The sequence below is a fragment of the Mycolicibacterium insubricum genome (assembly GCF_010731615.1).
Classification (GTDB): domain Bacteria; phylum Actinomycetota; class Actinomycetes; order Mycobacteriales; family Mycobacteriaceae; genus Mycobacterium; species Mycobacterium insubricum.
Window position 1 is genome coordinate 1,728,842 of sequence record NZ_AP022618.1, and the last position, 23,505, is coordinate 1,752,346.

A 23,505-nucleotide genomic window follows, 5' to 3' on the forward strand; every position below is an offset into this window, starting at 1 on the left:
CAAGCCCCCGCCAAGAACGCCCCGGCACGGTCATGACAGCCGAACACCGAAAGGACCGTCATGACCATCGCCTCCGCCGATCTGCATCTGAGCACCCTGATCGAGGGGACTGTCGCCGTGGCCTCGGACCCCGAATACGCCCGCGCCACGCCGTGGAACACCGCCGTCGATGTGGCGTCGCAGGCGGTGGTGTTCGCCCGCAGCGCTGCCGACATCGCGACGACCGTGCGGTATGCCGCCGCAGTCGGTGCGACGGTCGCCGTCGCCGCCACCGGGCACGGCGCTCTCGCGGTCGGGCCGGACAGCATCCTGGTGCACACCGGCGACATGATCGACGTGCACGTCGACGCCGTCGCGCGGACCGCCCGGATCGGCGCGGGCGCCACCTGGCAGCACGTGCTCGAAGCCGCCACCCCGCACGGCCTGGCACCGCTGTGCGGGTCCGCGCCGTCGGTGGGGGTGGTCGGGTTTCTGACCGGCGGCGGGATTGGGCCGCTGGTGCGCACCTTCGGGCTGTCCTCGGATCACGTGCGGGCCTTCGAGCTGGTGACCGGGGACGGGGAGGTCCTGACGGTCACCCCGGAGACCCACGGTGACCTGTTCTGGGGGCTGCGCGGCGGCAAGGCGACCCTCGGGATCATCGCGAGTGTCGAGATCAACCTGCCCGAGCTGTCCGGGTTCTACGGCGGTGCTGTGTATTTCGACGGGGCGCACGCTTCCGACGTGTTGCACGCCTGGGCCCGCTGGTGCCCGGAGCTTCCGGAGTCGGTGAGCACCTCGATCGCCCTGCTGCAGCTGCCGGATCTGCCGGAGATCCCCGCGCCGCTGGCCGGCCGGTTCGTCGTCGCGGTGCGCTACGCCGCGGTGGGGGACCGGGGCCAGGCGCTGGATCTGCTGACACCCATGCGGGCGGTGGCGCCGGCGCTGCTCGACGCGGTGGCGGAGCTGCCGTACGCGGCGATCGGCGCGGTGCACATGGACCCGCCGCACCCCATGCCGGTCTACGAGGACCACACGCTGCTGTCCGGGCTGCCGGCCGAGGCCGTCGACGCACTGCTGGCGCTGGCCGGCCCGGGGGTCGGTTCGGCGCAGGCGATGGTCGAGGTGCGCCAGCTCGGCGGTGCGTTCGCTCGCTGGCCCCGGCAGCGCAGCGCGTTCTGCCACCGCGACGCCGCGTTCGCGGTGACGACGATCGGTGCGCCGGTGCCCGAGTTGGCCGAGCCGGTGCGCCAGCACGCGGCGGCGGTGATGGCCGCGATGGAACCCTGGTCGACGGGCCGGCAGCTGCCGAACTTCGCGCCCGCGGCCGATCCGGGGCGCCTCGCGCGCTGCTACGACGACGACACCCTGTACCAACTGGCGGCCCTGGCCGAGCGGTATGACCCGAAGGGTGTGTTGCGGGTGGGCCAGGTGGCCCGGTACCCGTTCTGAGCGTGTGATCCGCGACACCTTCGTGGGGGCGGTGATCGGGTCTCCGGGCTTGGTGCGACGCGGGTTTGGCGGCTTGAACAGGCGATTTGGCGCGTTCGTGACCCGACCGGTAACGTTGTGTTCACCGACGCGGGGTGGAGCAGCTCGGTAGCTCGCTGGGCTCATAACCCAGAGGTCGCAGGTTCGAATCCTGTCCCCGCTACTAGCGAAAATGGCTCCCAGGCACTTGCCTGGGAGCCATTTTCCATTGCGTCAGCTGCGGGTTGGGGGGTTATTGGGCTCTTCGGATCTTGCCGGGGTTGGTGTTCATTGGACGACGATGGATGTGAGGACCCGCCAGTTGGGTTTGCCGGCGTAGAGCAGTGCTCGGATGCGGTAGTTCTTGAAGTTGGTGAAGCCGTAGCCGATGCGTTTGATGCGTTTGATCAGATTGTTCAGTGCCTCGGTGGGTCCGTTGCTGACGCGGGCGATGTGGAAGTTGCAGATCTTGTCGAACCAGGCTTTCAGGGTGCGGGCGAGTTTGTTCAGTTCGGTCGGCAGGCCTGGTCGTAGGCAGTGTTCGATCAGTTCGGACAGCATCGCGCGGGCAGTGTCGATGTCGGGGGCTCGGTAGAACTCGCGGAGTCGTTCTTTGACGCGGTAGGCGATGGCGACTTCGCCACGGGGATCACCGAGTTGTAGTAGCGCGCTCAGGCGTTGGGTGGCTTTGGTGTCGAGGCGTTCCTCGCCGGTCAACAGCACGCGGCGGATCCGGTAGAGGGGGTCGTTGCGTCGTCCGCGGTGGCCTTTTTGTTCACGCTGTACGCGTCGTCGGATCTCGTCGAGGGCCCGGTTGGCCAGTTGCACGCAGTGGAAGGGATCGACGACCTGGGCGGCGCGGGGCAGCATCACCGTGTAGACCGCGGCGTAGGTCGCTGACATGTCCAGGGCGCCGAAGCGGATGCGGTGTTTCCACGCGACGGGTTGCTGATCGACCCAGCCGGCGACGTCGACATAGCTTCGGGTGGGCAGGATTTCGATGATCTGGTGGTTGGCGACATCGGCGACGGTGGTCGCATACGAGCGGCCCCGACGGCCGGCGAGTTTGACGAACGAGGTCTCGTCCAAGCCGATCGCGGTGGTGGCGTTGAGGCGACGCCGATCAGCAGCCAGCAGCGCCGCACCGTAGGTCATGACTGCGTCGTTGACGGTATGCCAGTCACACGAGAGCTCACCGGCGACATCGGAGACCGCACGACCGGTCCCGACCTGCAGAGTCGCCCATTTGGCGCACCGGGTCGTCAGCAGGCAGTTCTTAGCGGCGATGCGGTGATCGGCACTGGTCCAGCTCGCCCCCGCACAGTCGGGTCGCCGGCAGATCAACCGGTGCTTGCGCCACGCCAGCCGCATCGGCTGGCCGTACACGGGCAGGTCAACATAGCGCACGGTCGGCCGTTCCTTGATCTGGCCGGCAACGCCGCAGGTCGGGCAGGTTCGCTCGACGACGGTCTGCTCGATCACCAGCTCGACATCGGGACCGATGCGCCGGTAGGCCAACACGCGGACGTCCTTGAGCCCGACCAGGGCTTCGACGATCTGACTAGGCTCACAACGGACGAAGGTGCTTTCGGATTTGATGGTCACGCTTCAAAGACTCAGGCACCTTCGCCCCTCACAACCGCAGGGCACGCCGACCTCAAAGCCAACACCGGACCCCGCTGCAATCCGAAGAGCCGGTTATTGGCGGGTTATTGGGGTTATTGGCCAAAATGTGTGTATGGTGCTCGGCGTGTTGGGTGGTCAGCGTCGTGATCTTCCGGGACATCCACGTCGGACACGCGTTGCGCCCGCTCATCAATTGAATTGAAGCGTCGCTTCAGCGCTGTGGGATGGCTCGCTGTTGAGCATCCCGTCATTCGGAGTGTTGATGGGCAGGGCTCGAGTACGTAGTTGGGTGCGTCGTCCAGCTTCACAGTTCCACCGTCCCGAACCAGCTCAGCCCGGCCTCGTCGTTGCGGCGCGGACCGTCGTGCCCGACCCGCTCGGTGCCCGCGGTGCCATCCGACGAGAAGCACCCGCACGGGGTCTTGGCGACGTCCGCCTGGACCGCGGCCTTGGTGAAGTCGCCGGGCTGGTAGCCCTTCGGGATCGGCCGCGGCGACTCTGCGCCGGCGATGGACAGCACCAGCACGACGAGCGCGAAGAACGTGATCACCGCCAGCCACACCGGCATGTAGTGGTTCAGCATCACCAGAACCATCAGCGGAACCCCGACTCCGGCGCAGGCGAGGGCGGCTCCGACAACCGCAGGTCGCACACTCATGGTGCTCATCCTGCTGCCTCCCTCCGACATTCGTGACCAGCGGGTCGTTGTCGATGTACCCGTATGCGTTGATCTGCACGTCCTCGATCTTGTCTCGATCCCAGGCGTAGGCCGGTACCCAGCCGTTACGTTCACCCTCGGTAACGGCGGCATTCGACGGACCCGGTCGCACCACTGCCAGTCCAGGACGTGGCGGCCGTCGGTCGTCGGTGGCGATCAGCAGGCGCCAGGATTGGAAATAGGTGCCATCGAGAATCACCACCTGAGGGGCCACCGGCGGTGGTGGTGGGGGGGTACCTCGATGCGCCAGCACCAGGCGGTGTCGCGGCGGAAGGTGCGTGCACTGGAGGCCAGCTCGCCGGGCTTGTCGAAGTCCAGTAGCCACGACAGGAACGCCCGCAGTTCGGCCTTGCCGGTGATGTCGGAGCGGGCCTGAGTGCTCGACGCGCCGCAAGTGGTGCAGCGCCACCGCGTCCGCCCAGCCGACGTCGTGCCGTTCTTGACCAGCTTGCGACCGCACACACCACAGGTCGGGGAATTGCGAGCACCAGACACAGAACATGCTTTCGGAGCATGTTCAGGCCACCATCACCTCAGGTCAGAGTGCATAAATCACCGGATCTATACACACATTTTGGCCATTAACCCTGATTCGCGATGCTGGGCGGCCAGGCGTTTCGTCTGCTCCATGCGCTCGCGAAAGAGGCGGAGGCCCGCGGACACTCAGTGCGCGTGCCGACACGGGACCGGCGCGGCTATTGCCAAGGCAGCAGCAAGCTCGACGGCGACATGATCGTCAAAGTCGGCGACATCGAGTCCTCGGTCAACATCTGGCAACCCAACGCTCGGGTGGACCACATACCGACGCGAGAGGAGATTGAGCGCGAGAAGAAGTACGGCTGGGGATCTCGGTCCTACGCTACGTGCCGTCCAACCGCCTGAGTATCGCCGTCGAAACCGACAGCCGATTCTCGTCCAAGGTGTCGTGGACCGAGACAAAGACAATCTCGCTCGCGACACGGCTACCCGACGTGATCATGACCTTTGACCGCTGGGCCGTCATCGACGCGGAGGGCAAGGAAGCCGAACGCCGCGCTGCAATCGAGAAGCAGGATCGCGAGGCGCGCGAGGAGGCGCTCGCCCGAGATGCGTACGTTCAGCACGCGCTGGGGGAGCGGCTGACGGCAAACCTCGGCGACTGGGAACTGGCGAACCGGTTGCGCGCATACCTCGCCGCGCTGCGTGGCCGAGTTACGCAGATGGCGCCCTCGGACGAGCGCGCCGCCGCCGAAGATTGGTTGCAATGGTGTGAGCACTACGTCGACAAGCTCGACCCGGTTGCACGGCCAATCCGCCAGCCCAAGGTGAAGCCGCCCGACTACAACGACCTCAGGGAATTTCGCCAACGGCTCGGCTTCGGGATGTGGTGGTGAGGCGCGGGACAGCCGTTGTGAGCGTCAACGGGTGGTCAGCGCTCCACGTTTGCGCTGAGGCGCCGCGGGTTGTTGCCCCGCTTCGGGCGGGTCCAGCCCGGTGGCTTCGCGGAAGCCTGTCTCGGTCGCGCCCTTCTTGATCATCAACGCAAGCGGTGATCAACGCCGTGATTCCGCCTTCCAGGAGCTGAGGTTTCGCCTGGCCAGGTGATCGCCTGTTCAATAGCGGCCACCACGTCATCAACGTCCTCATGCTCCCAGAACCGTAGTACGCACCAACCGTCCGACTGGAGGGCTGCGGTCTGGTCGCGGTCCCGTCGGACGTTGCCCGCCAGCTTCGGCGACCAGTACTCGCCGTTGGCCCCAGGCTGTCGCCCGTGTTCTGGGCAGCTGTGCCAGAAGCAGCCGTCGACGAAAATGGCGACCCGGCGCTTGGTGAACGCGATGTCGGGGCGAACGAGTCTCCCGTTCACCCGAATCCGGTAGTCCTTGCGAAACCTGTAACCGAGCCGGTGAAGCGCAGAACGTAGCCTGACCTCGGGTTTCGTATCTCTTCGGCGGATTGCCGCCATGTTTCGAGAACGGCCTGGTGTCGTGAGGTACGGGGCGGTTTCAGGGTGTACCGGCGTGCCGGGACCGTCCTCGGCGACCATGCCGATACGGTACGTGGCGCGGGGTTTGACGGGTCGGGCGGTCCCGCGGTAGTGTCTTGTATCGAACATGGGTTCGAACGGTGGCGGAGGTGTGCGGGATGGCGGGGCGACGACTGAGCTGCCTGGAGATCTGCGCTGGAGCGGGCGGTCAGTCGCTGGGGCTTCATGACGCGGGCTTCGATCATCGCCTCGCGGTAGAGATCGATCCGGACGCGTGCCAGACGCTTCGGCTGAATAAACCCAAATGGCAGATTTACGAGGGTGACGTTCGAGAGGTCGATGGCACCGCTTACCGTGGGATCGATCTATTGGCCGGCGGAGTGCCGTGTCCGCCGTTCTCTATTGCCGGCAAACAACTCGGCCAGGATGACGAGCGTGATCTATTCCCCGAGGCGCTACGGCTTGTCGAGGAAGCGCAGCCGAAGGCCGTCATGCTGGAGAATGTCCGGGGATTGTCGACCGCGAAATTTCACACGTACCGGGCGTCAATCAAGGCTCGACTCAAGGACCTCGGTTACGAATCGGACTGGCAAGTGCTGAACGCCAGCGAGTTTGGCGTACCGCAGCTGCGCCCCCGATTCATTCTCGTTGCTGCTCGCCCTGAGCATTTCGCTCTATTTGAATGGCCAGGTGCGCAGAAAACGCCGCCAACGGTCGGGGAGACGCTCCATCATCTAATGGCGCGTGACGGATGGGCCGGGGCCGATGCTTGGGCCGAACGGGCTGACGGCATCGGTCCGACGCTTGTGGGTGGCTCGCGAAAGCATGGTGGCCCCGATCTCGGTCCGACGCGTGCGCGCGCTGCATGGCTTGAGCTTGGCGTTGACGGTAAGGGCCTTGCGAATGAAGGGCCCAACGAGCTGACGCCGATCGATCACAATCCTCGACTCACGCTCGAAATGGCCGCTGCGATACAGGGTTTCCCGCCGGAGTGGAAGTTCCACGGGCGGAAAACCGCGGCATACCGTCAGATCGGCAATGCGTTCCCACCGCCGGTTGCTAAAGCGGTAGGCCGATCGATTGCAAAAGCATTGCGAAGTAATGTGAGTCGACGTCAATCGCGTGAGCGCCGCTTGATTGTGGTTCGATCGGCATAGCGTAAGTTCGGTGTCGGTATTGTCGGATCAGGCGCCCGGCCATGTTGGTTCGCCTTGCAGGATTGCGGGTGCACGGAAGGTGCTGCGAGTGTAGATCGGCGCGATACCTGGTGTAATCGCATGATGCGGTATGTCCAGTCTCGCTGATTCCCAACGGCCACCCGGTTGATCCTCGGGTGCAGACATCGCAATCCAATTGCGATCGACTGTTGCAGTAGCGATGGGTCGCATGGCGTCGCTCACCCGTAGCGCGACCAAGAGCCAATCGGGGTCGCGGCGCATGGCTTCGAATTCGTTGCGCGACAGGAATATCAACAGTCGTCCGCGTCGAGTTGTGGTCTTTACTTCAATGTGCAGAGTCGCATCTAGCAGGGCGGCATGGATGTCGTACCCGTATCCGTCTGATACTGCGGCTACATGGCGAACCTGCACGTCGGGAACAGATTGAAGCAACGATATCAGCGCGTATTCGCCCGCGGCACCGATTCTTTCGCGTTCAGCCGTATCAACCTTCCCCCAACAGCTGTGGACGATCGCAAATGCTTCCGACGGTTCGATGCCCAACGCTTCGGCTGCGAACATGCCATCTTGTGGCATCGAATTTGGTTCCGGCACAAGCAAGTCTGAGTCACGAAACCAAAGTGCCTCGCGAATCGCTGCTTCGAATACTACGTGGACACAGTCGTCCGTGGTCGGGGATGCCTTGAGCAAGCCTCTGGCTTGCAGCCATTCGTACGCGGTGGTGTACTGGGTTGGAGTGATGTCGGCGAACGCAGGATGTGCCCGAAATAAGGCGCGGAGTTGCGCATCGCTCGATTCGCGCCGATGTTCAAGCCAGCGGGCAGCAGCTCGAAGGACTGTACTAGACGGCACCGGCACGGAGGTGCCCCATCAACGCTTGCAGGTCGCTGTGATCAAGTCCGCCGCCAACGGCAGGTTCTTCATCCAGGTCAGCTAGCTCCTGCACTGCAGGGTCATCGAGGATGCGCCCCATAAAGTCGAGTTTGGAAGCGAGCCGCTGGTTCACGATCTCGTCAATCGTGCCAACGCTTGTAAGCACGACGATCCGGGTCTCGACATCAGGAGCCAAGCCAAGCCGATGGATACGGTCGAGACTTTGCAGGAATCGCCCCGCGGCGAAGTCCCGGTCAATGTACACAGCATCGTGGCACTCATGATGCAGGCTGATGCCCTCGCCCAGTGTTGCGGGGTTTGACACGAGCACCATGCATTCGGGGTCGCTCCGGAAGCGCGCGATCTCGCTATCACGATCCTCAGTTGCACCGTGAACGATGGCAGGATGAAACTCCTGAAGGATGTCGGCCAACGTGTTGATGCTGCGGATGAACGAGGACCACACAAGGGTCTTCCGCCCGGCTGCGGCATTTGATGCCACGATGGCAAGCGCCTCCTGATACTTGGGTGAGAGTTCATAGCTCGGTAGGTCTTGCATCAGTCTCAAAAGCGGCGAGTCATGTGGCACCGGGAGCGGTGGCACTTGGTACGCCAATGGTTCATATCTTGTGGTTCCCGCCGCAAGAAGCGCGGGACTGATCGCGGCCATGAGCAGGTAGACGAGGATGCGGCCGAGGAGCTGCAAATCGTCTTGTGAGGTTGCTGCTCTGGCGGAATACATGCCGATCAGTCCGTCGTAGATTTCGCGATGGAGCGGCGGTAGATCGACTAGCCGTTGGCTGAGACTGACTGGGGGAAGACCGAGTTCGCCTTTTGTGGTTCGCGTGAATAGCGGCTGTAAGACACGACTTGCGTACGCGAGGTCGCCTCCGGCGACGGCATTGCTCACGGTGCGCCGACCGTGACCGGGCCATACAAATCCCAGCAGGTTCTCAAGGTCTCTCGCGCCGTTCGGTGCAGGAGTGCCTGTGAGGATCAGCCGACGCCGAGCACGTGCGCCGAGCGCCATGCACGCAGCCCCGTATACTCCATCGGCACCTCGCTTCATCCGATGCGCTTCGTCCAGGATGAGGAGCGTGGGCCGGGCAACTAGCCAGCGCCCCAGCGCGCTTAAGGAGCCTCGAAGCCGCTCGTAGTTCACAACGAGAGCTTCTGTGGATGGGTTGGCGTTGGATTCGAAGATTTCCATCCGAAGGGCCGGAGTCAGACACTCGGCGTTCTCCGTCTGCCAAGATTCGTAGCAGGATTTTGGGCCGACAATCAGCATCCGGTCGACGATGCCCATCTCTCTAAGTGCTTGAAACACTGCAAGTCCCACGCGGGTTTTACCTGCGCCGGGGACAGAGAAATTGGCCCCATGGCGGAGTGACAACAGGCGTGCAACGTCTCGCTGCTGGAAGTTCGTTAAGTTGCCCCTCCATCCAGATCCGAGCAAATCCTGCACGGCTTCCGGTGCGATGTGAGTAACGGTGTTTGCGTCGTCCTGGAGGTGTCCGGCGACGTTTTGGGCATCAAGCGTTGTGTCGCGCGCGAGAGCCGCGAGGTCAGGTTGCCAGGACACACTTTCTGGATGTGGCCACGTCGCTAACTCTGCGAGATTCAAAAGTAGGTCGTCAACCGCGACGTCGGCTATGCCGAGCGCACGCAACCGAGCCGTCCGAAACCGTGTTGCTAACCGTTGCAGTTCGTCCGAATGTCCGTTGCCTGCGCGCAGTCGCGCGACCAACTCGTGGTCGCCAAACTCGATCTCCAGCGACGGGTTGGATTCGGTCATTGATTAGCCTCGGTGATCGTCAGCAGCCAGTCGACACCTTCTCCGGGTTCCGTGAAGGTTCGTCGGGCTTCTTTGGCGAGCTTGGTGATGGCGGTGCGCAGCCGCAGAACGGCGTCATCAAATGCGGAGTCGTCGACTGCTCGTGTCGCGCGGCTTTGCGCAAGATCGCCAGCGCACAGCTCGATATCGTCGCATGCGTCCGAAAGTCTCTCTGGAGCAGCCAGTTTGCGTTGTTGAAGGCGGGCGTCTCTTCCGGCGGGTTTCAATGCGCGATCGAACGACTCGCGTGCGGCAGCGAGCTTGGCGTCGGCAGCGCTACCTGCTCCATCTCCGTCCGTTGACGACACCGTTTGCGCTGCAGCTTTCGCCCTGAGCAGATCATCTGCGAGCGCCTTCGCAACTCTCGCTTGCGGCCCAGCGCCTGGAACTTCGACATCGAGACCGGGAATCTTGATACTGGCTGATGCGCCAACGGTCGGTTTGATGTCGTCAGGCAATTTCGGCTCAAGGTACTTTTCGTAGAAATCTGGTTGTGCAAACCTGAGATCGGTCTTGGCATAGCCAAGGACGATCATGGCGAGCCGCGTCTCCTTCAGCGCTTCCGCTGCGTCTCGGTCGGTGGCGGCCACCTTTGTGTACGCGCGATAGAGTTCACGCAGCTTCTCCTGGTGGTCCTCGAAATCGATCTCGCGAAGCACAGAGTCTTCGTTCGTCCTACTCCGATCGATCGCATCGCGGATTACGCCGTAGACCCACTGATCCTGCTCCAGAGTCGGCTTCTTGATTCGAAACTCTCGGGCAATGTCTTCTGGCCGCCGCCCAAGCTTGAGCTGCTCGTCCATTGCAATGAGACGGTTGATGTATGAGTAGTCGCGCTTTTGCTCTTTCCTCAGCTGCAGCGACAGCTCGACCGTATTGATGTCGTCCCAGTCGGAGGTTTCCGGGAGGACCCCCACCCGAATGTATTTCTCGCCGAGCTCGCGTAGTGCCGCACAGCGGGTGTTTCCATTGACGAGTACCCCATAGACGGAGATGAGCCCAGGATCGCGTTGACTGAAGGACTCAAGATCGTCACGTAGCGCTTCGAAATCCGGATCAATCTTGTCGGGATCAGACGGTTGGCACTTCAGGAGGCGATCGAGATAGTCCTGCGCCACCTGCCCCCAGGGATTGTCTTGCAGCGCTTGGTCCCTTACAGGATCGAGTGACCGCTGTGCCCTAATGCGATGGGTATCGGGGTTGTAGTAGAGAAGGTCCACTGGCATAGAGATGACATAAAGATGCTTGGGCTGGCCACGCCATTCGATCGTGACCTTCTCGCCGTTTGAGTTGGCAGCCTCTTCGATTTGCCCTTTGACGATCTCGCTGATCTGCGAGCCGCGTGGCGGAACTCCGTAGTCTGCAGCCATCGGCGTGAAGCCTTCCCCTCGGGTTCTATAGTTCGACGGAGATGTTGCCAGCCACCTCCGACCGACGATAGCAATCGCTGGTCCGGACACGCCAGATGGGAGACGGTGTCGGAATGATGCGGCCCAGATGGAACGACTCTCGATTCTCGGCCGGAACGATGGTGCGCGGCGCCCTGTGGCTGCTCGACGTTGTCGGCGAAGGCAACGTCTTTACGAAGGAGCAAGTCAGAAGTGCATTTCCAGGCGTTTCGCAAGCCGACCGCCGCATTCGTGACCTGCGAGACTACGGATGGACGATCTTCTCCAGCTCCGACGACGCCACACTCGAATTGGACGAGCAGAGATTCGTGGCGGCGGGTATCGCAGTGTGGGATCCGGCCGCTCGACGCCAGGCGCAAGCCAAAGCCATAACAGCCAAGGAACGTCACGCGGCCATGGCTGCCGACGGCTTCCAGTGTGTCGTATGCGGCGTAGGTGGTGGAGAGACCTATCCGGACTCGCCAAATGAGACAGCCGTGCTCGGCACTACGCGGCGTCCGGTTGGCCTTCCTGACGGGTCGTCTGCCAAACAGCTCGTGACCGAGTGCAAGCGGTGTAGAGCCGGGGACGGCTCTTCTAGGCCGCCGGCTGATATCCGAAGGCTGATTGAAGACGCACGCAACTTAGAGGATGACGACCGGAACCATCTGCATCGTTGGGTGGAGCGGGGACGGCGGGGACCAACGCCGCTTGACCGGCTGTGGAACGCATACCGCCAGCTACCTGCTGAAGCGAGGCACGAGTTCGAGCGGTCTTTTGATACCTGAGGGCGGCTTGGACGGCGCTAGGCTCAGCGCAATCGACATCGTGGACAGGGGTTTCGAACGTGGTCGACATTTCGTGGCCTGCAGGGCACGACCTCGAGATGGAGGAGGTAGTAGCGGAGCTATACCGACTCGACCCCACGGGAGACCGTGTGGCGACAGTGCTCCGGGATACGTTCGACCAGCTCTACGACGGCCAGCACACCGGCCGATGGAACTTCAACGACCTGTACAAGACCGAGAAGACCCACATGGGCACGTTGGTCGAGATCAACCTGCATCGCGAGTTCAACTTCGACGACGGTGACAAGACGGACTACCGCATCGCAGGTGTCCAGGTGGACTGCAAGTATTCGATGAAATCGTACGGCTGGATGCTGCCGCCGGAAGTCATCGGTGAGATTGCGCTGCTGGTTACGGCAAATGATGAGGCCTCGACATGGCGAGCCGGCCTCTTGCGTGTAATCCCTCAGACGACAAGGGGAACGCAGAACCGGGACGCGAAGACATCGTTGTCGCTGTTGGGCCGTGAGCAGATCCGGTGGCTATGGGCAGACCATCCAGGGCTTGCGCCGAACCTCTTCCATGAACTGGACTCCGCAACGCGCGATGCGATCTTCAACGCCAAGGCCCGGCGGGGGAGCCAACACGGTCAGGCTCGGGTGAACGAACTCTTTCGCCAGGTGCACGCCCGCATCGTCCGACGTGCCGAGTTGGCAACCGTCGCCCAACAGGATGACTTTATGAAGCGGGCAAGAGGGAATGGAGGAGCGCGCACTACGCTGCGGCCAGAGGGCATACTTGTGCTCGGACATCAGGATAATGACCCCAGGGTTGCGGCGACTCTGGGCTTACCCGTGCCTAAGAAGGGTGAGTTGGTGGCTGCTCGCGTTGTCCGTGCACAACTCGGACGGTCCGATCCCGTTGCCGAGATTGATGGTGAGGAATGGGCTATCGCCCGTATTGACGACGAAGTATCATCTGCGCCCGTGATTGAACGAAAAAGGTTGAAAAATTCGACCGCCATAGTGTGACTATAAATGCATTCTATACAACAAATGCAACGCTGTGCTTCGCGCGAGTGACCGCGACATAGAATTTCGCGATATCACCCGCGTCCGCAACATTTTTTGTTTTCAGATACTTTTTCATCTTTTCGGTTGGGAAGATCAGCACCCGTTCAAACGTGCGGCCTTTGGATACACCAAAGTTCATTGCTGAGTAGCCAAGGGTGTTGGTGGTGATTCGGTACCGCATAACCACCGGCTGATGCGTAGCCATGTACTCGTCAACTTGAGACTCGGTGATCTCGAAAATGCCATCGTGATTTGTTGAGTCGGTATTTTTCGAAGTCGTTCCCGGAAGATCCGGATATAGCGCATCTGCGAAATCGCAGATATCTTGGTTGCAGCGGAAGCTCTCGTTGCGCCATTCGATGGTGAGCTTGCCAGCGTCCATGCGCTCTTGAAACCAATCATACAATTTCAAGCGTTGGTACGCACTATGTTTGCGAGTGTTGCTCGTCGTGTAAGTGCTTTGTCGTGGATCGCCGACCATAGTGAGCGAGATATCGGAATCAATTAGCAAGTCAAGAAGATCGAGGTCAAATCCGACGAGGTCCTGTACTTCATCCACGTATAGCTCATCGTAAATGGTGGTGAGTCGATTAATGACCTTGCCATTCGACGTTTCGTTCAGGCTGGCAGCAAAATCTGCTGCGTTGTCGCTGTAGATGTTGGAGGCCGAATCGATGTAATAACCGTCGATATTGGCCTTTTTCGCAAATCGGGACGGCTTTGTTGTGAAATTGAGCGAACGCACCCTATTCGTATCCGTGAGATAATTTTGATAGGGCTTTATGCAATCTCTGAGCAGAAATGTGAACCAGCTCTTGATCGTGACATTCGGTGGAACTGTTCCCATCCGTTTCGTAAGTCGTTCAGTTATTTGGGCAAGATTCTCAATGGTGTACGTCGTGATGAGGATCCGCCGCGCCGGATCGGTGTCGGCGACAGCTTGGATGATGGATTCCGTCTTTCGCGAACCCGCCGCTGCGAGAATGGCAAGATTATTGGATGGCATTTAGGATGTACTCCGGCATCGACACTGTTTCAGCTGTCCCAAATACCGCCACCGCACAGGTTGTCTTGTTCTTGTCATTGGTTATGTGAGCCAGCATCTTCTCATCGTCAGGAAAGTTCTTGCCGAGGATACGATTCATCTTGTCTCTGCCGTTGAGGCTATGAAGATGCTGCTCAAGGCTAGGGAGTGTCGCGTCGTCACTTCGATGAATAGTGATATTCGTGTACTCCACAAAGTCTTCAAATTTTTTGTCGACCGCGCTGGGATCACCATCGTTGTCAGTGACGACATGGACGGGCTTGCGGAGTTGTGCGGCGATCTCCAGAAAGCGCTTTGATGAAAGGCCTCTTACGTTCAGAACGTCGATCCCGTCGTGGATAGGAAGTCGCCCGTCGTGAGTGTCCCTGTAAGCGCGTTGGACAACCAGCTCGTCCGAGGGCCCTTCGACGATGATGGTTTCGCGAGCGAGGACCAATCGAAGCGTGTCGTAACCCGATAGCTTCATGAAGTAGTCCTGGGTGGCAGGGTCTAGTTCGGTCATCTTGGCCGGCTGCTGCTCGTTGAGAAGGATCAGCTTCCCAAGGCCGAGCTTGTTGATGACGTATGAACTGTGAGTAGTGATGATGACCTGTCGTTCTTTGCACTTCTCTTCGATCTTGCCGATCAACTTATTCAGGGTGGCAAACGACAGGTGGTTCTCTGGCTCTTCGATCAAAATGGCGTGAGATTCTTCGAGGCGTCTGCTGATAGCCAGCAGGATCTTCATCGTATTCTGCTCACCCGAGCCGATCATCGGAAATGGCAAGTCATCGAGATGCGGGACCAATCCCGACTCCCACCCCGATTGTTGTGATACGTCGATGCCGAGTGAAAACGTCTTGTCGCTGACATCTCCCTTTGCATTGTCGAGAATGTCGTTAATTATTTTGATTGAATCATTTGCGGAGAACGTCTGCTTGAGGTCACGGTACGCTCGGGACAGTTCAACGCGCTGCTGGTCCGTTAAATGTCCCTTGATGATCTTTTGCAGGTAGTAGTCTGCACCGTTTTGAAGGCGAATATTTGCCGCATTGATCATCGATGCGGCAACTGGCACTCCGCGTTGGGTTATCGCAGTTCCAGAGAATGCCATCCACTCTACTTTATAGTACTCGACCGGCACGGCCGTCGCAGTTTTCCTGTCGATAAACGTCTTGTATTCCGCCGCGTACTCGTCATTGTAGGCCAAACGAATCCGGATGCCAGGAACGTCCTCCTTCGCCAGATTATTAGTACCCTTCAAATGCGCAGTCTTGGCATCGTTCTTAAGAAAAAGATCGATTATTATATCGGGTGGGACCGGGTTGGCGCCTGCATTAATCTGATCGACGTACTCTTGTGCAACCGCTTGGTTAAACAGATGCGGCGATATCTCGGTTTGAATCAGACGGCCGGCGGTTCTTCCGGTTAGTACTAAGTTGATCGCTTCTAGTAGCGTGGACTTGCCTGCTTCATTATCGCCCACAATAATGTTAACGTCGGCATTGAATTCAAGTGTGAAGCACTTGTAGCATTTAAAATTCTGGATAATGAGTTTATGAAGCATGAATCGAACCTCCCGCGCTGCCGCATATTATAAAGGATATTGGGCTGAGTAGCGAGAGGCTGGCCGCCGGCGTGTCTCCGTCGCGGAGAGTGCTCTTAGCAAGTGCAAATGCCAAAACGCAGTGACGGGAGAATCGCCTCGACGACAGCTACGCCAACGGCTACGCGAGCAGCAAATGGGGTGGCAAAGTGCTGCTGCGCCGGGCGCACGAGCGTTACTGCCTGCCGGTTGTGGTGTTCCGGTGCGGCATGATCGTGGCCGACACCCGGTATCGCGGCCAGGTGAACCTGCCCGACCGGTTCACCCGGCTGATAATGACCTTGGCTGCTACCGGCATCGCGCCGGGGTCGTTCTACCCACTCGACGACACAGCTGGGCGTCATCGGGCACACTACGACGGATTGCCGGTCAACTTCATCGCCGAAGCCATCGCCGCCCTCACCCAACCCGTTGAACCGGGGTTCCGGACGTACCGCATCAGCAACCCGTACGACGACGGCGTCGGTCTCGATGAGTACGTCGACTGGCTCAACGACGCCGGTTATCCGATTCGCCGGATCGACGACTACGAGCAGTGGTAGCAGCGGTTCGAAAACGCGGTGCACGGTCTGCCGGAGAAGCAGCGGCAGCATTCGCTGCTGCCACTGCTGCACGACTACCGGCAGCCGGCGCGCCTCATGCCCCCCGGTAGCATCCCGGTCGAGCGGTTCCGCGAGGCGGTCCGAGCGGCCAATGTCGGCTCCGATGGCGACATTCCGCACATCACTGCGGACGTCATCGTGAAATACACCGAGGATCTGGGTGTGCTCGGGCTGCTGTAGCGGCACGTCGTCGTCGCGCGGATGAATGCGACCTGGAGGAATCCGAGTTGAGCCGCTGACCGCCGGACCACCGCATCGGCCGTGGAGGTGCTACTCGAAGAAGCCGTCGGCTGATTCGTCGAGCAGCTCATCGGTCGCGAGGTCGAGGCGCTGTGGACGGGACACGCTGGCGGGGTCCGTCGTCACCTTCATGATGAGGCCCGCCGGGTCGAGGCCGAGGGATGGAAGTATCCCGAGCGCCGTCGCGATCGCTTCCTGCTCACTGACGTCCCGGCCGCCCGGGTACACCCTGACGGTGTGCGCGTAGGCCGTCGTCCCATTGACCCGTCGGTGAAACGACACCCGGCGCGCCGTGGCCGCCGCGACCGGCGGGCCGACGTGGGCGCCGGTGGTGTCGAACTCGTTCACCACGCCCGCCGAGGCCCCGTTTTCGGTGAACAGCTCGACCGTCAGCTCGGTGAGGCCCGCCGCGGTCAGCGTCGGTGCGTTCACGGTGATCGCGGCGCCGTCGACCACCACCGACCGGATGAACGCGTAACTGCGGAACATCGGCGACGGCGGCAGGTTGGAGTTGAACTGAAGGTGCATCGCCAACGTCGTCTGCGCGAGGACGTCGCACGCGGGGTGCGTGTAGTGGACGGTGGCCGAGTTGCCCCAAGTGTTCACGGTGTCGGTGTAGATGATCACCAGCAGCCCCCTTCCGGCCCGACCTGCATTGTCGCACCGGTGATGTCGCAGCGGAAGGCGAAGCCGTCGCCTACACCGTCGCCGTCTCTCACAACACCAGCGGCGCGATCAACGTAGCGCCGCCGAGCACCACGAACCCGATCAGGAACGCCACCACCGTGAAGCCCATCACCTGGCGCACATGGAGTTTCGCGATCGCCAGCAGCGGCAGCAGCCAGAACGGCTGAATCATGTTGGCCACCCCCTCGCCGACGGCCACCGACATCGACATCAGCCCGAGATAGGCAGGGGAGTCCTGACCGAGTGCCAGCGCCGAATCGACGGCAATCGGACCCTGCACCGCCCAGTGCCCACCGCCGGAGGGTACGAACAGGCTGATCACCACCGACCCGACGAAGGTCAGGAACGGCAGCGTGTGCGTCGTCGCGCCGTGGACCAGCGCTTCGGCCAGCAGGGTCTGCAACGGCTTGCCGTCCCGGGTCACGTGATAGCCCAGCAACCCCACCAGCCCGCCGTAAAGCGGATACTGCAACAGCAGCGGACCCGACACCTTGGCCGCGTCGGTGAACGCCCGGATGAATCGGATTGGGGTGCGGTGCAACAACGCACTGGTGATGGTGAACAGCATGATCATCGAGGCGATGTTCAGCGCGAAGCCGCTCAGGACGAAGTATGCCAGCCCGGCGGCGAAGACTAGGACGTTGAGGATCCACAGATTCTCCAGCCACTCGGCGAAGGTTTTCTTGGTCGGGGGCGCGGCCTCCGATGCGCTCTCGTCCTCGAAGACCGCCGGGTCCGGCGCCAGGGACTGAGCCGGGGCCATCCGCCACACGGCGACCGCGAGCAGCGCCAGCACCACGATCACCGACACCCAGCTGTAGGGCGCGAAGATGGTCAGCCGCAACGGCACCGTGATCCCGGTGATCTGATGGATCACATTGATCGGACTGGCGGGATCGGTGTTGGCCAACGCGATCGACGACGACAGTCCCTGCGTCCAGATGATGAACCCCATGAATGCCGAGGCGATCAGATACCCGAAGTGTGCACCGGGCAGCCGTTTTGCCACCTGCCGGGCCACCAGCGCTCCGGCCACCAGCCCGAGCCCCCAGTTCAGCAGCGACAGCACCGCGCTGACGGTGAAACACAGCAGCGCGCCCTGAACCTGGTTCTGCGGTTTGGCGGCGATCCGCACGATCGCCCGCTTGAGCACCGGCGCCTCGGCCAGGGTGTAGCCGGTCACCAGGATCAGCACCATCTGGAACGCGAAGGTGAAGATGTTCTGCGATCCCCACACTCCGCCGTACCAGGCGGAAAGCATGCCGGCGGGGGCGGCGCCGTCGACCAGCACGGCGACCAGGGCGGCGACGATGATGGTGAGGATGACCGCGAACAGGTACGGGTCGGGCATCAGGCGTTCGACGTAGCGCACGCACAGCGAGGTGAATGCCTGCATGGCGCCGCGGCGCGGCGGCGCACCTGTGGTTTCGGACATCGGCGCAGCATATCGACCGAACGACCGACGGATCGGGATCAGCCTCGAGCCACCGATCACCTGGGTGGCAGTGCGGCGTTGATTAGCTGCATCGCTGCTAGTGCAGCAGCGCGGAACCCCGTGGCTTTGTTGACGAGGACCGGATCAGGTACCGGTGACGACGAGTCCCGGCGCCGTCGAACCCGGTTGGGAAGGTACCGCGGCGACGGTTGCGGGCTGCTGCGGGCCGGGCGCTTGGCCGGAGCCGGTCGGGGAACCATCGGCGGGTACCGACGGCAGCTGCAAACCGTACTGCGGCGTCGCGTGGGTCAGCAGAGCTGACGCAATGTAGGCCGCCGCCTTGTCGGTGTAGACCGGAACGTAGCCGTCGGTGTGCCCGCTCCAGGAGTTTCCGGAGCCCTCGTGGCAGATCGGGTCGGCCGGATTGCACAGGTCGATCGATTTTGAGGCCAGCGGTGAACTCTGGGTGTTCGTCGGTCCACCGGTGCGGTTGGCGACGTTGCCGAAGGTCGCGACTGCCACGACGCTGTCCATGTACTGGCGCGGGAGCGGATCACCCCAGTTCACGCCGTTGAACCCGGCCACGATGTTGACCACGCTTGCGCCCTGTGAGTAGCCGCCCAGCACGATCTTGGTCCTGGGGCAGGAGTCCACGGTCGCCTTGATGTGGTTGATCGCGTCCTTGGCGCCCTCGCCGCTGTGCCGCTGCGTGATGGTGGCCTTGTAGTTCACCGCATAGGTCCGGATGTCCAAGCCGCCGGTCTGCTCCCGAAGCGAGTCGACCATGGCGTCTCCGACACGGCCCATCCCGGCCGGTTCGTCGGTTCCGCGAGCGAATACCACCTCGGCGACCGGGCAATCCTCGGCCGCGGCTGGCGGGGCTGCGGTCGTGACCAGAGGGATCGCGGTGAGGAACAGAGCCGCCGCTCCCAGGTGGGACAGGCGACGCGCGGCTGGTCCACCCACGAGAGCAGGGTTGACGACGTGCCGGACAGACATCCCGGCAGTCTACCTGTGTCCAGCCTTCTCTACACCGAGATGCCAGCTGGTAGCCCCGGGTTCACGGCTTTGACCTGGTGGTTTGGGAGTCCAGGCGGGGTGGTGGCCGCCGACGCCTGGCCGCGACGCCCGCGCAGCGAAAACGTCACCGCCGCCGCGCCACGACCACCAAGTACTCCCACATCATCTGCCGATCGCTGTCGAGTCTTGAAGTGCATAGATCGGCCAGCGCCTCGTCCAGCTCGGCGGTCCGGCCCGGGTCGTCGGCGAGGCCCCGGTAGGCCGCGATGGTCGGCGCGTAGTTGGCCTTGAAGTAGTCCCGGAACTGGGCCCCATTGGCGAACCGGTCCACGGGGAGGTTGCCTGTGGTGACCGCCAGGTCCTCCACCGCGTCTCCGAAGAGCTCGCGGACGTAGTCCTCGTCGCCCCAGAGAGTCGGTGGGGAAACACCGGGCGGAGGTGCCGGAACGTAGGGCCGCATGGCGGCCAGCATCTGGCCGACGAACCCGTCGGGCGTCCAGCTGAGGACCGCAATCGTCCCCCCGGGTCGGCACACCCGAACCAGTTCGGCCGCCGCCTGCTGGTGGTGCGGCGCGAACATCACCCCGATACAGGACAGCACGGCGTCGAACTCGCCGTCGGCGAAAAACAGCGCCTCGGCGTTGGCCTCGCGCCAGGTCACCTGCAGGCCGCGCTCGGCCGCGTTCCGTTCGCCCTGCCGAAGCATTTCCGGCACCAGATCGGTGGCCACCACGTCGGCGCCTGCGGCCGCAGCGGCCAACGCGGCATTGCCGGTGCCGGCGGCGACGTCGAGAACGCATTGCCCGGGACCGATGCACGCCGCAGTCACCAGCGCACGTCCCAGCGGTGCCACCAGCTCGGTAGCGATGGCGGGGTAGTCGCCCAAGCCCCACATGGCACGGTGCTTTGCCTCGAGGCCGGTATCGATTCGCGTCGTCGTCGTGTTCATCTCGCGCTCCTCATCGATGGCTCCCCACCTCGATTTTCGGCGCTACACAGGATGGCGGAAAGTTTCGAATCTGTACCTGCGGCAGTACTGAATCTGTACTGGCCACCCCAGTGGGACGACTGTGTACTTGAGGTTGCGCAACGAGACGTGCCGGGATGGCCACCGTCGTCGATCAAATATCGAGAACGATTCGCTTACCGACGCAGCGCGATACACAGATCATCATGGTTTCGCCGGCCGCGCGTTCTGCGGGAGACAAAAAGGAGTCCCGCTGGTCTGGTACACCCTCGAGAACGTCGACTTCGCATGTGCCGCATGTCCCCTCGGAGCAGGAGCTGAGCACTTCAATGCCAACCTTGCGCACCTCGGCAAGGATTGTGGAATCGGGCGGAACGGTGACGGTGATGCCGGATTCCGCGCAGACGACATCGAACTCCTGGTTCTCTGGAACATCGATGTTTTCCTTGGGGGAGAAGCGTTCCACGTGCAGCGAGAGTCCCTTGGATTCGCTGATCGCTTCGGTCGCTGCGATCAGCGGTTCGGGTCCGCAGCAGTAGACCGCGGTGTCGGCGGTGGCGTCGCTGAGATAGGAGTCCAAGTCGAGTAGTCCGTACTCGTCCTGGGGGCAGATCTGGACCTTCTCGCCGTAGGCAGACAACTCTTCAAGGAAGGCCATCGACTCGCGGCGGCGTCCTCCGTAGAGCAACCGCCATTGTGCCCCGGCAGCCTCGGCGGCGCGGACCATGGTCAGGATCGGAGTGATCCCGATGCCGCCCGCGATGAACAGATAGTCGTCGCTGGGGACGAGGGGGAAGTGATTGCGAGGTCCACGAACGGACAGCGAAGACCCCGGAGAAACGGAGTCGTGCAGGAAGCGGGATCCTCCGCGGCTGTTGGGTTCCCGCAGAACCCCGATGCGCCAATGAGTCTTGTCTGCGGGATCGCCGCACAATGAATATTGCCGGACGAGCTCGTCGCCCAGGATCACGTCGATATGCGCACCCGGAGCCCACTCCGGAAGTGCGCTGCCCCCAGGGCTCTCCAGTACCAGCTCAATGCAGTGCTCGGCAGCATGGCTGATCGCGCGGACGGTCAAGGCGACCGCTTCGCTGGCGCTGGCGCGCTCGCGATGGAGGGGTTGTGTCACGTTGATCCCTGCAATTCGATCCCCGGCACCGATTCCGCAGACTCGGCGCGGCTTTTCTATCTGCGACGGCCACACGCGAGTCGCCCTGCCCACTATCTAGGAGTCATTGACTTCGTGTCAAGGAGATGTTCGACTTCTGTCGGGCGCGAGGCGCGGTTTGGCGGGGCGGCGAGGCGGTATGGCGCGAAGCGCGTCCGGAGCGCCATGGCGCAGGCCGCCGCACCAAGGGCGACCAACCCAAAAGTTTCGACTCAAAGTCATTGATTCATTGTCAATAACATGCTTAGTATGTGATCCACCGCGATGTGAAACAGGTTGCTAAGGGCTACGAAGAACGAAAAATCACGCCCTGAACAGCCACTTCAGAGCGGTTGCGCTGACGGCAGCCCGCTAACCAGCGCTGCCCGCACCACCGACAGGCGATGGAGTTGGTGGCTCCACAGGGAAAGGGAACAGGCATGTCCGAACTGGTCGATAAGGACCTCAAATCCGAGCTGGCGGGCTATAGCAGCTACACCTCCACCCCGGCACGGGCGTTGGATCTCTTCGAGGAAGCCCGCGCCGCAGGCTGCCCGGTGCCCCACAGCGACGAAATGGGCGGATTCTTCCTTGCTCTGGACTACGCGGACGTCAAGGCAGTCCACAGCGACTGGGAGAGCTTCTCGCATTCGCCGACCGTCGTCCTGCCAGTCGTCGAACGGCCGGCGTTCCCGCCGATCGAATTCGATCCACCCGAGCACACCCCGTGGCGCGAGTTGATCGCCAAGGCATTCAACGCCGAAACGCCGGCGAAGGTCGAGGCAGGTGTCCGCGAGGACATCAACCATCTCATTGACAGCTTCGCCGCCAATGGTTCCTGCGACCTGGTGACCGAGTTTTGCGAGGAGGTGCCGCTACTCGCGCTCTGTCGTGTCATCGGGTTCGACCAGGAGAAGCGTGCCACCGTCCGCGATATGACACTGCGGCTGGTGGCGGCCTTCGAGGATCCGGAGGAGGGCCCCAAGGCATTCATGGACTTCGCCATGTTCGGCGCGGGGGAGGTCCTGGCACGGGCGGAGAACCCAAAGGATGACTTTCTGACTGACCTGGCCCACGCAGAACTGAACGGCCAGCCGCTGGGGCCACTGGAGATCGGCCAGATCATGAACTCCTTCCTGATCGCCGGGCACGGCACCAGCGTCGCAGCCATGGCGAGCCTTCTGCACGAGGTGCTGAGCAGGCCGGAACTGGTCGAGCGGCTCCAGGGGAATCCCGAACTGATTGCCGCCGCAGTCGAAGAAACTCTGCGGCTGCATCCGCCGTTCTTCGGCCTGTACAAGCGGGCCACTCACGATTTGGAACTCGGGGGTACCCAGATCCCCAAGGACAGCTACATCCAGACCTGCTGGGCTGCGGCCAACCGGGATCCGAAAGTGTATGAAAATCCGGCCGAATTCGACGTCGACCGCAAGTTCGGCCGCAAGAATCGCCACCTCACCTTCGGATGGGGCATTCACGCCTGCCCCGGTGCGCCGACGGCACGCATGGAACTGCGCATTGCTCTAGAAGAACTGCTTCGGAGGCTGCCGGACATCAAGCTTGACGCTCCGGACGCGGCGGAGTACGCGTTCCACGGCACGGAAACCGCGGCTATTGACGCGCTGCCGGCCACCTTCACGCCTGAGAGCTGAGGAAATCCACCTGATGAAGGTCGAGATTGACTACAGCCGCTGTGAGGGACACGGGGTCTGTGTTGGTCTGGCCCCCAGCACCTTTGAGCTCGGAGACGAAGATGAGCAGGTGCGCCTGGTCACCGAGAGCCCCGAGCGGACTGCAGAGGAGGCGGTCACGTTGGCCGCCAAACGCTGTCCGACCCAATCCATCCGCATCCATCCCTGATTCGCCTACAACGCAAAGGCATTG

At 62.1% G+C, this 23,505-nt stretch carries 21 protein-coding genes, 1 tRNA gene and 2 pseudogenes; 10 read left to right on the top strand and 14 right to left on the bottom strand.

From position 1 onward, the window contains the following. Positions 1-60 precede the first annotated feature (60 nt). Both G6N16_RS08280 and G6N16_RS08285 read left to right on the top strand, forming a co-directional pair. Positions 61-1,431, top strand: coding sequence for an FAD-binding oxidoreductase (locus G6N16_RS08280; RefSeq protein ID WP_083030766.1), 1,371 nt, complete (start codon positions 61-63; stop codon positions 1,429-1,431). A gap of 128 nt (positions 1,432-1,559) precedes the next feature. Continuing rightward, positions 1,560-1,633 (top strand) — tRNA-Met (locus G6N16_RS08285). 104 nt (positions 1,634-1,737) lie between these two features. On the opposite strand, the gene G6N16_RS08290 is transcribed toward G6N16_RS08285, so the two are convergent. From G6N16_RS08290 to G6N16_RS08300, 3 genes and pseudogenes are all read right to left on the bottom strand, one after another. After that, the gene (locus G6N16_RS08290; RefSeq protein ID WP_163787825.1) at positions 1,738-3,054 is read right to left on the bottom strand and encodes an ISL3 family transposase; all 1,317 of its coding nucleotides are present in this window, start codon (positions 3,052-3,054) and stop codon (positions 1,738-1,740) included. A 325-nt stretch (positions 3,055-3,379) separates the two neighbouring features. After that, positions 3,380-3,733, bottom strand: coding sequence for a hypothetical protein (locus G6N16_RS08295; RefSeq protein WP_163787701.1), 354 nt, complete (start codon positions 3,731-3,733; stop codon positions 3,380-3,382). 111 nt (positions 3,734-3,844) lie between these two features. Continuing rightward, positions 3,845-4,288: pseudogene (locus tag G6N16_RS08300) on the bottom strand (transposase-like zinc-binding domain-containing protein); the annotation flags it as partial. A 102-nt stretch (positions 4,289-4,390) separates the two neighbouring features. Here G6N16_RS08300 and G6N16_RS21580 point away from each other — a divergent pair. Continuing rightward, positions 4,391-4,675 carry a hypothetical protein gene (locus G6N16_RS21580; RefSeq protein ID WP_179961188.1) on the top strand — a complete coding sequence of 95 codons (285 nt, stop codon included), beginning with the start codon at positions 4,391-4,393 and terminating at the stop codon, positions 4,673-4,675. After that, positions 4,657-5,166 carry a hypothetical protein gene (locus tag G6N16_RS08305; protein ID WP_179961189.1) on the top strand — a complete coding sequence of 170 codons (510 nt, stop codon included), beginning with the start codon at positions 4,657-4,659 and terminating at the stop codon, positions 5,164-5,166. The genes G6N16_RS21580 and G6N16_RS08305 overlap by 19 nt, the downstream gene beginning before the upstream one ends. A 143-nt stretch (positions 5,167-5,309) precedes the next feature. On the opposite strand, the gene G6N16_RS08310 is transcribed toward G6N16_RS08305, so the two are convergent. After that, complete coding sequence (locus G6N16_RS08310) at positions 5,310-5,819, bottom strand: very short patch repair endonuclease (protein ID WP_083032008.1); 510 nt, start codon at positions 5,817-5,819, stop codon at positions 5,310-5,312. 98 nt (positions 5,820-5,917) lie between these two features. Between G6N16_RS08310 and G6N16_RS08315 the strand changes: the two genes are divergently transcribed. Continuing rightward, complete coding sequence (locus G6N16_RS08315) at positions 5,918-6,916, top strand: DNA cytosine methyltransferase (protein WP_165756836.1); 999 nt, start codon at positions 5,918-5,920, stop codon at positions 6,914-6,916. A gap of 27 nt (positions 6,917-6,943) precedes the next feature. On the opposite strand, the gene G6N16_RS08320 is transcribed toward G6N16_RS08315, so the two are convergent. From G6N16_RS08320 to G6N16_RS08330, 3 genes are read right to left on the bottom strand one after another with little or no spacing between them, the layout of a single operon-like run. Beyond that, positions 6,944-7,795 (bottom strand): protein NO VEIN domain-containing protein, encoded by an 852-nt coding sequence (locus tag G6N16_RS08320; RefSeq protein WP_133052964.1) that lies wholly within the window; start codon positions 7,793-7,795, stop codon positions 6,944-6,946. Next, on the bottom strand, positions 7,779-9,605 hold the full coding sequence (locus tag G6N16_RS08325; protein WP_083032011.1) for a DEAD/DEAH box helicase: 1,827 nt from the start codon (positions 9,603-9,605) through the stop codon (positions 7,779-7,781). The genes G6N16_RS08320 and G6N16_RS08325 overlap by 17 nt, the downstream gene beginning before the upstream one ends. Continuing rightward, positions 9,602-11,014 (bottom strand): hypothetical protein, encoded by a 1,413-nt coding sequence (locus G6N16_RS08330; protein WP_083032013.1) that lies wholly within the window; start codon positions 11,012-11,014, stop codon positions 9,602-9,604. Before G6N16_RS08330 ends, G6N16_RS08325 begins: the two co-directional genes overlap by 4 nt. Before the next feature lie 158 nt (positions 11,015-11,172). Between G6N16_RS08330 and G6N16_RS08335 the strand changes: the two genes are divergently transcribed. Both G6N16_RS08335 and G6N16_RS08340 read left to right on the top strand, forming a co-directional pair. Next, positions 11,173-11,820, top strand: coding sequence for a KpnI family restriction enzyme N-terminal domain-containing protein (locus G6N16_RS08335; protein ID WP_234805915.1), 648 nt, complete (start codon positions 11,173-11,175; stop codon positions 11,818-11,820). A 98-nt stretch (positions 11,821-11,918) separates the two neighbouring features. Next, on the top strand, positions 11,919-12,851 hold the full coding sequence (locus G6N16_RS08340) for a NaeI family type II restriction endonuclease (protein ID WP_264025644.1): 933 nt from the start codon (positions 11,919-11,921) through the stop codon (positions 12,849-12,851). 13 nt (positions 12,852-12,864) lie between these two features. Here G6N16_RS08340 and G6N16_RS08345 read toward each other — a convergent pair whose 3' ends face one another. Together G6N16_RS08345 and G6N16_RS08350 are read right to left on the bottom strand one after the other, a co-directional pair. After that, on the bottom strand, positions 12,865-13,899 hold the full coding sequence (locus G6N16_RS08345) for a UvrD-helicase domain-containing protein (protein ID WP_083032016.1): 1,035 nt from the start codon (positions 13,897-13,899) through the stop codon (positions 12,865-12,867). Further along, positions 13,886-15,484, bottom strand: coding sequence for an ATP-dependent nuclease (locus G6N16_RS08350; RefSeq protein ID WP_083032018.1), 1,599 nt, complete (start codon positions 15,482-15,484; stop codon positions 13,886-13,888). Before G6N16_RS08350 ends, G6N16_RS08345 begins: the two co-directional genes overlap by 14 nt. Before the next feature lie 137 nt (positions 15,485-15,621). Here G6N16_RS08350 and G6N16_RS08355 point away from each other — a divergent pair. Next, positions 15,622-16,305: pseudogene (locus G6N16_RS08355) on the top strand (SDR family oxidoreductase); the annotation flags it as partial. A gap of 90 nt (positions 16,306-16,395) precedes the next feature. Here the strand turns inward: G6N16_RS08355 and G6N16_RS08360 are convergent. From G6N16_RS08360 to G6N16_RS08380, 5 genes are all read right to left on the bottom strand, one after another. Then, complete coding sequence (locus tag G6N16_RS08360; protein WP_083032019.1) at positions 16,396-16,992, bottom strand: hypothetical protein; 597 nt, start codon at positions 16,990-16,992, stop codon at positions 16,396-16,398. An 88-nt stretch (positions 16,993-17,080) separates the two neighbouring features. Further along, positions 17,081-18,487: a TIGR00366 family protein gene (locus G6N16_RS08365; protein ID WP_083032021.1), complete on the bottom strand. Its 1,407-nt coding sequence runs from the start codon at positions 18,485-18,487 to the stop codon at positions 17,081-17,083. 144 nt (positions 18,488-18,631) lie between these two features. Further along, positions 18,632-19,486, bottom strand: a complete 855-nt coding sequence (locus G6N16_RS08370; protein WP_083032022.1) for a cutinase family protein — start codon at positions 19,484-19,486, stop codon at positions 18,632-18,634. Positions 19,487-19,631: 145 nt separating this feature from the next. Next, the gene (locus G6N16_RS08375; protein ID WP_083032024.1) at positions 19,632-20,456 is read right to left on the bottom strand and encodes a class I SAM-dependent methyltransferase; all 825 of its coding nucleotides are present in this window, start codon (positions 20,454-20,456) and stop codon (positions 19,632-19,634) included. 172 nt (positions 20,457-20,628) lie between these two features. Next, entirely contained in the window at positions 20,629-21,603 is a 975-nt protein-coding gene (locus tag G6N16_RS08380; RefSeq protein WP_234805917.1) for a PDR/VanB family oxidoreductase, read from the bottom strand. 458 nt (positions 21,604-22,061) lie between these two features. Here G6N16_RS08380 and G6N16_RS08385 point away from each other — a divergent pair, with 458 nt between their 5' ends. After that, positions 22,062-23,273: a cytochrome P450 gene (locus tag G6N16_RS08385; protein WP_083032025.1), complete on the top strand. Its 1,212-nt coding sequence runs from the start codon at positions 22,062-22,064 to the stop codon at positions 23,271-23,273. Positions 23,274-23,286: 13 nt separating this feature from the next. Continuing rightward, positions 23,287-23,481 (top strand): ferredoxin, encoded by a 195-nt coding sequence (locus tag G6N16_RS08390; RefSeq protein WP_083032027.1) that lies wholly within the window; start codon positions 23,287-23,289, stop codon positions 23,479-23,481. Positions 23,482-23,505: the final 24 nt, after the last annotated feature.

Excerpts from the sequence above, each read along its gene's own strand:
- G6N16_RS08280 (WP_083030766.1), top strand. The coding sequence starts at position 61 with ATGACCATCGCCTCCGCCGATCTGCATCTGAGCACCCTGATCGAGGGG.
- G6N16_RS08295 (WP_163787701.1), bottom strand. The coding sequence starts at position 3,733 with ATGAGTGTGCGACCTGCGGTTGTCGGAGCCGCCCTCGCCTGCGCCGGA.
- G6N16_RS21580 (WP_179961188.1), top strand. The coding sequence starts at position 4,391 with ATGCTGGGCGGCCAGGCGTTTCGTCTGCTCCATGCGCTCGCGAAAGAG.
- G6N16_RS08310 (WP_083032008.1), bottom strand. The coding sequence starts at position 5,819 with ATGGTCGCCGAGGACGGTCCCGGCACGCCGGTACACCCTGAAACCGCC.
- G6N16_RS08315 (WP_165756836.1), top strand. The coding sequence starts at position 5,918 with ATGGCGGGGCGACGACTGAGCTGCCTGGAGATCTGCGCTGGAGCGGGC.
- G6N16_RS08325 (WP_083032011.1), bottom strand. The coding sequence starts at position 9,605 with ATGACCGAATCCAACCCGTCGCTGGAGATCGAGTTTGGCGACCACGAG.
- G6N16_RS08330 (WP_083032013.1), bottom strand. The coding sequence starts at position 11,014 with ATGGCTGCAGACTACGGAGTTCCGCCACGCGGCTCGCAGATCAGCGAG.
- G6N16_RS08335 (WP_234805915.1), top strand. The coding sequence starts at position 11,173 with ATGGTGCGCGGCGCCCTGTGGCTGCTCGACGTTGTCGGCGAAGGCAAC.
- G6N16_RS08340 (WP_264025644.1), top strand. The coding sequence starts at position 11,919 with ATGGAGGAGGTAGTAGCGGAGCTATACCGACTCGACCCCACGGGAGAC.
- G6N16_RS08345 (WP_083032016.1), bottom strand. The coding sequence starts at position 13,899 with ATGCCATCCAATAATCTTGCCATTCTCGCAGCGGCGGGTTCGCGAAAG.
- G6N16_RS08350 (WP_083032018.1), bottom strand. The coding sequence starts at position 15,484 with ATGCTTCATAAACTCATTATCCAGAATTTTAAATGCTACAAGTGCTTC.
- G6N16_RS08365 (WP_083032021.1), bottom strand. The coding sequence starts at position 18,487 with ATGTCCGAAACCACAGGTGCGCCGCCGCGCCGCGGCGCCATGCAGGCA.
- G6N16_RS08370 (WP_083032022.1), bottom strand. The coding sequence starts at position 19,486 with ATGTCTGTCCGGCACGTCGTCAACCCTGCTCTCGTGGGTGGACCAGCC.
- G6N16_RS08375 (WP_083032024.1), bottom strand. The coding sequence starts at position 20,456 with ATGAACACGACGACGACGCGAATCGATACCGGCCTCGAGGCAAAGCAC.
- G6N16_RS08385 (WP_083032025.1), top strand. The coding sequence starts at position 22,062 with ATGTCCGAACTGGTCGATAAGGACCTCAAATCCGAGCTGGCGGGCTAT.
- G6N16_RS08390 (WP_083032027.1), top strand. The coding sequence starts at position 23,287 with ATGAAGGTCGAGATTGACTACAGCCGCTGTGAGGGACACGGGGTCTGT.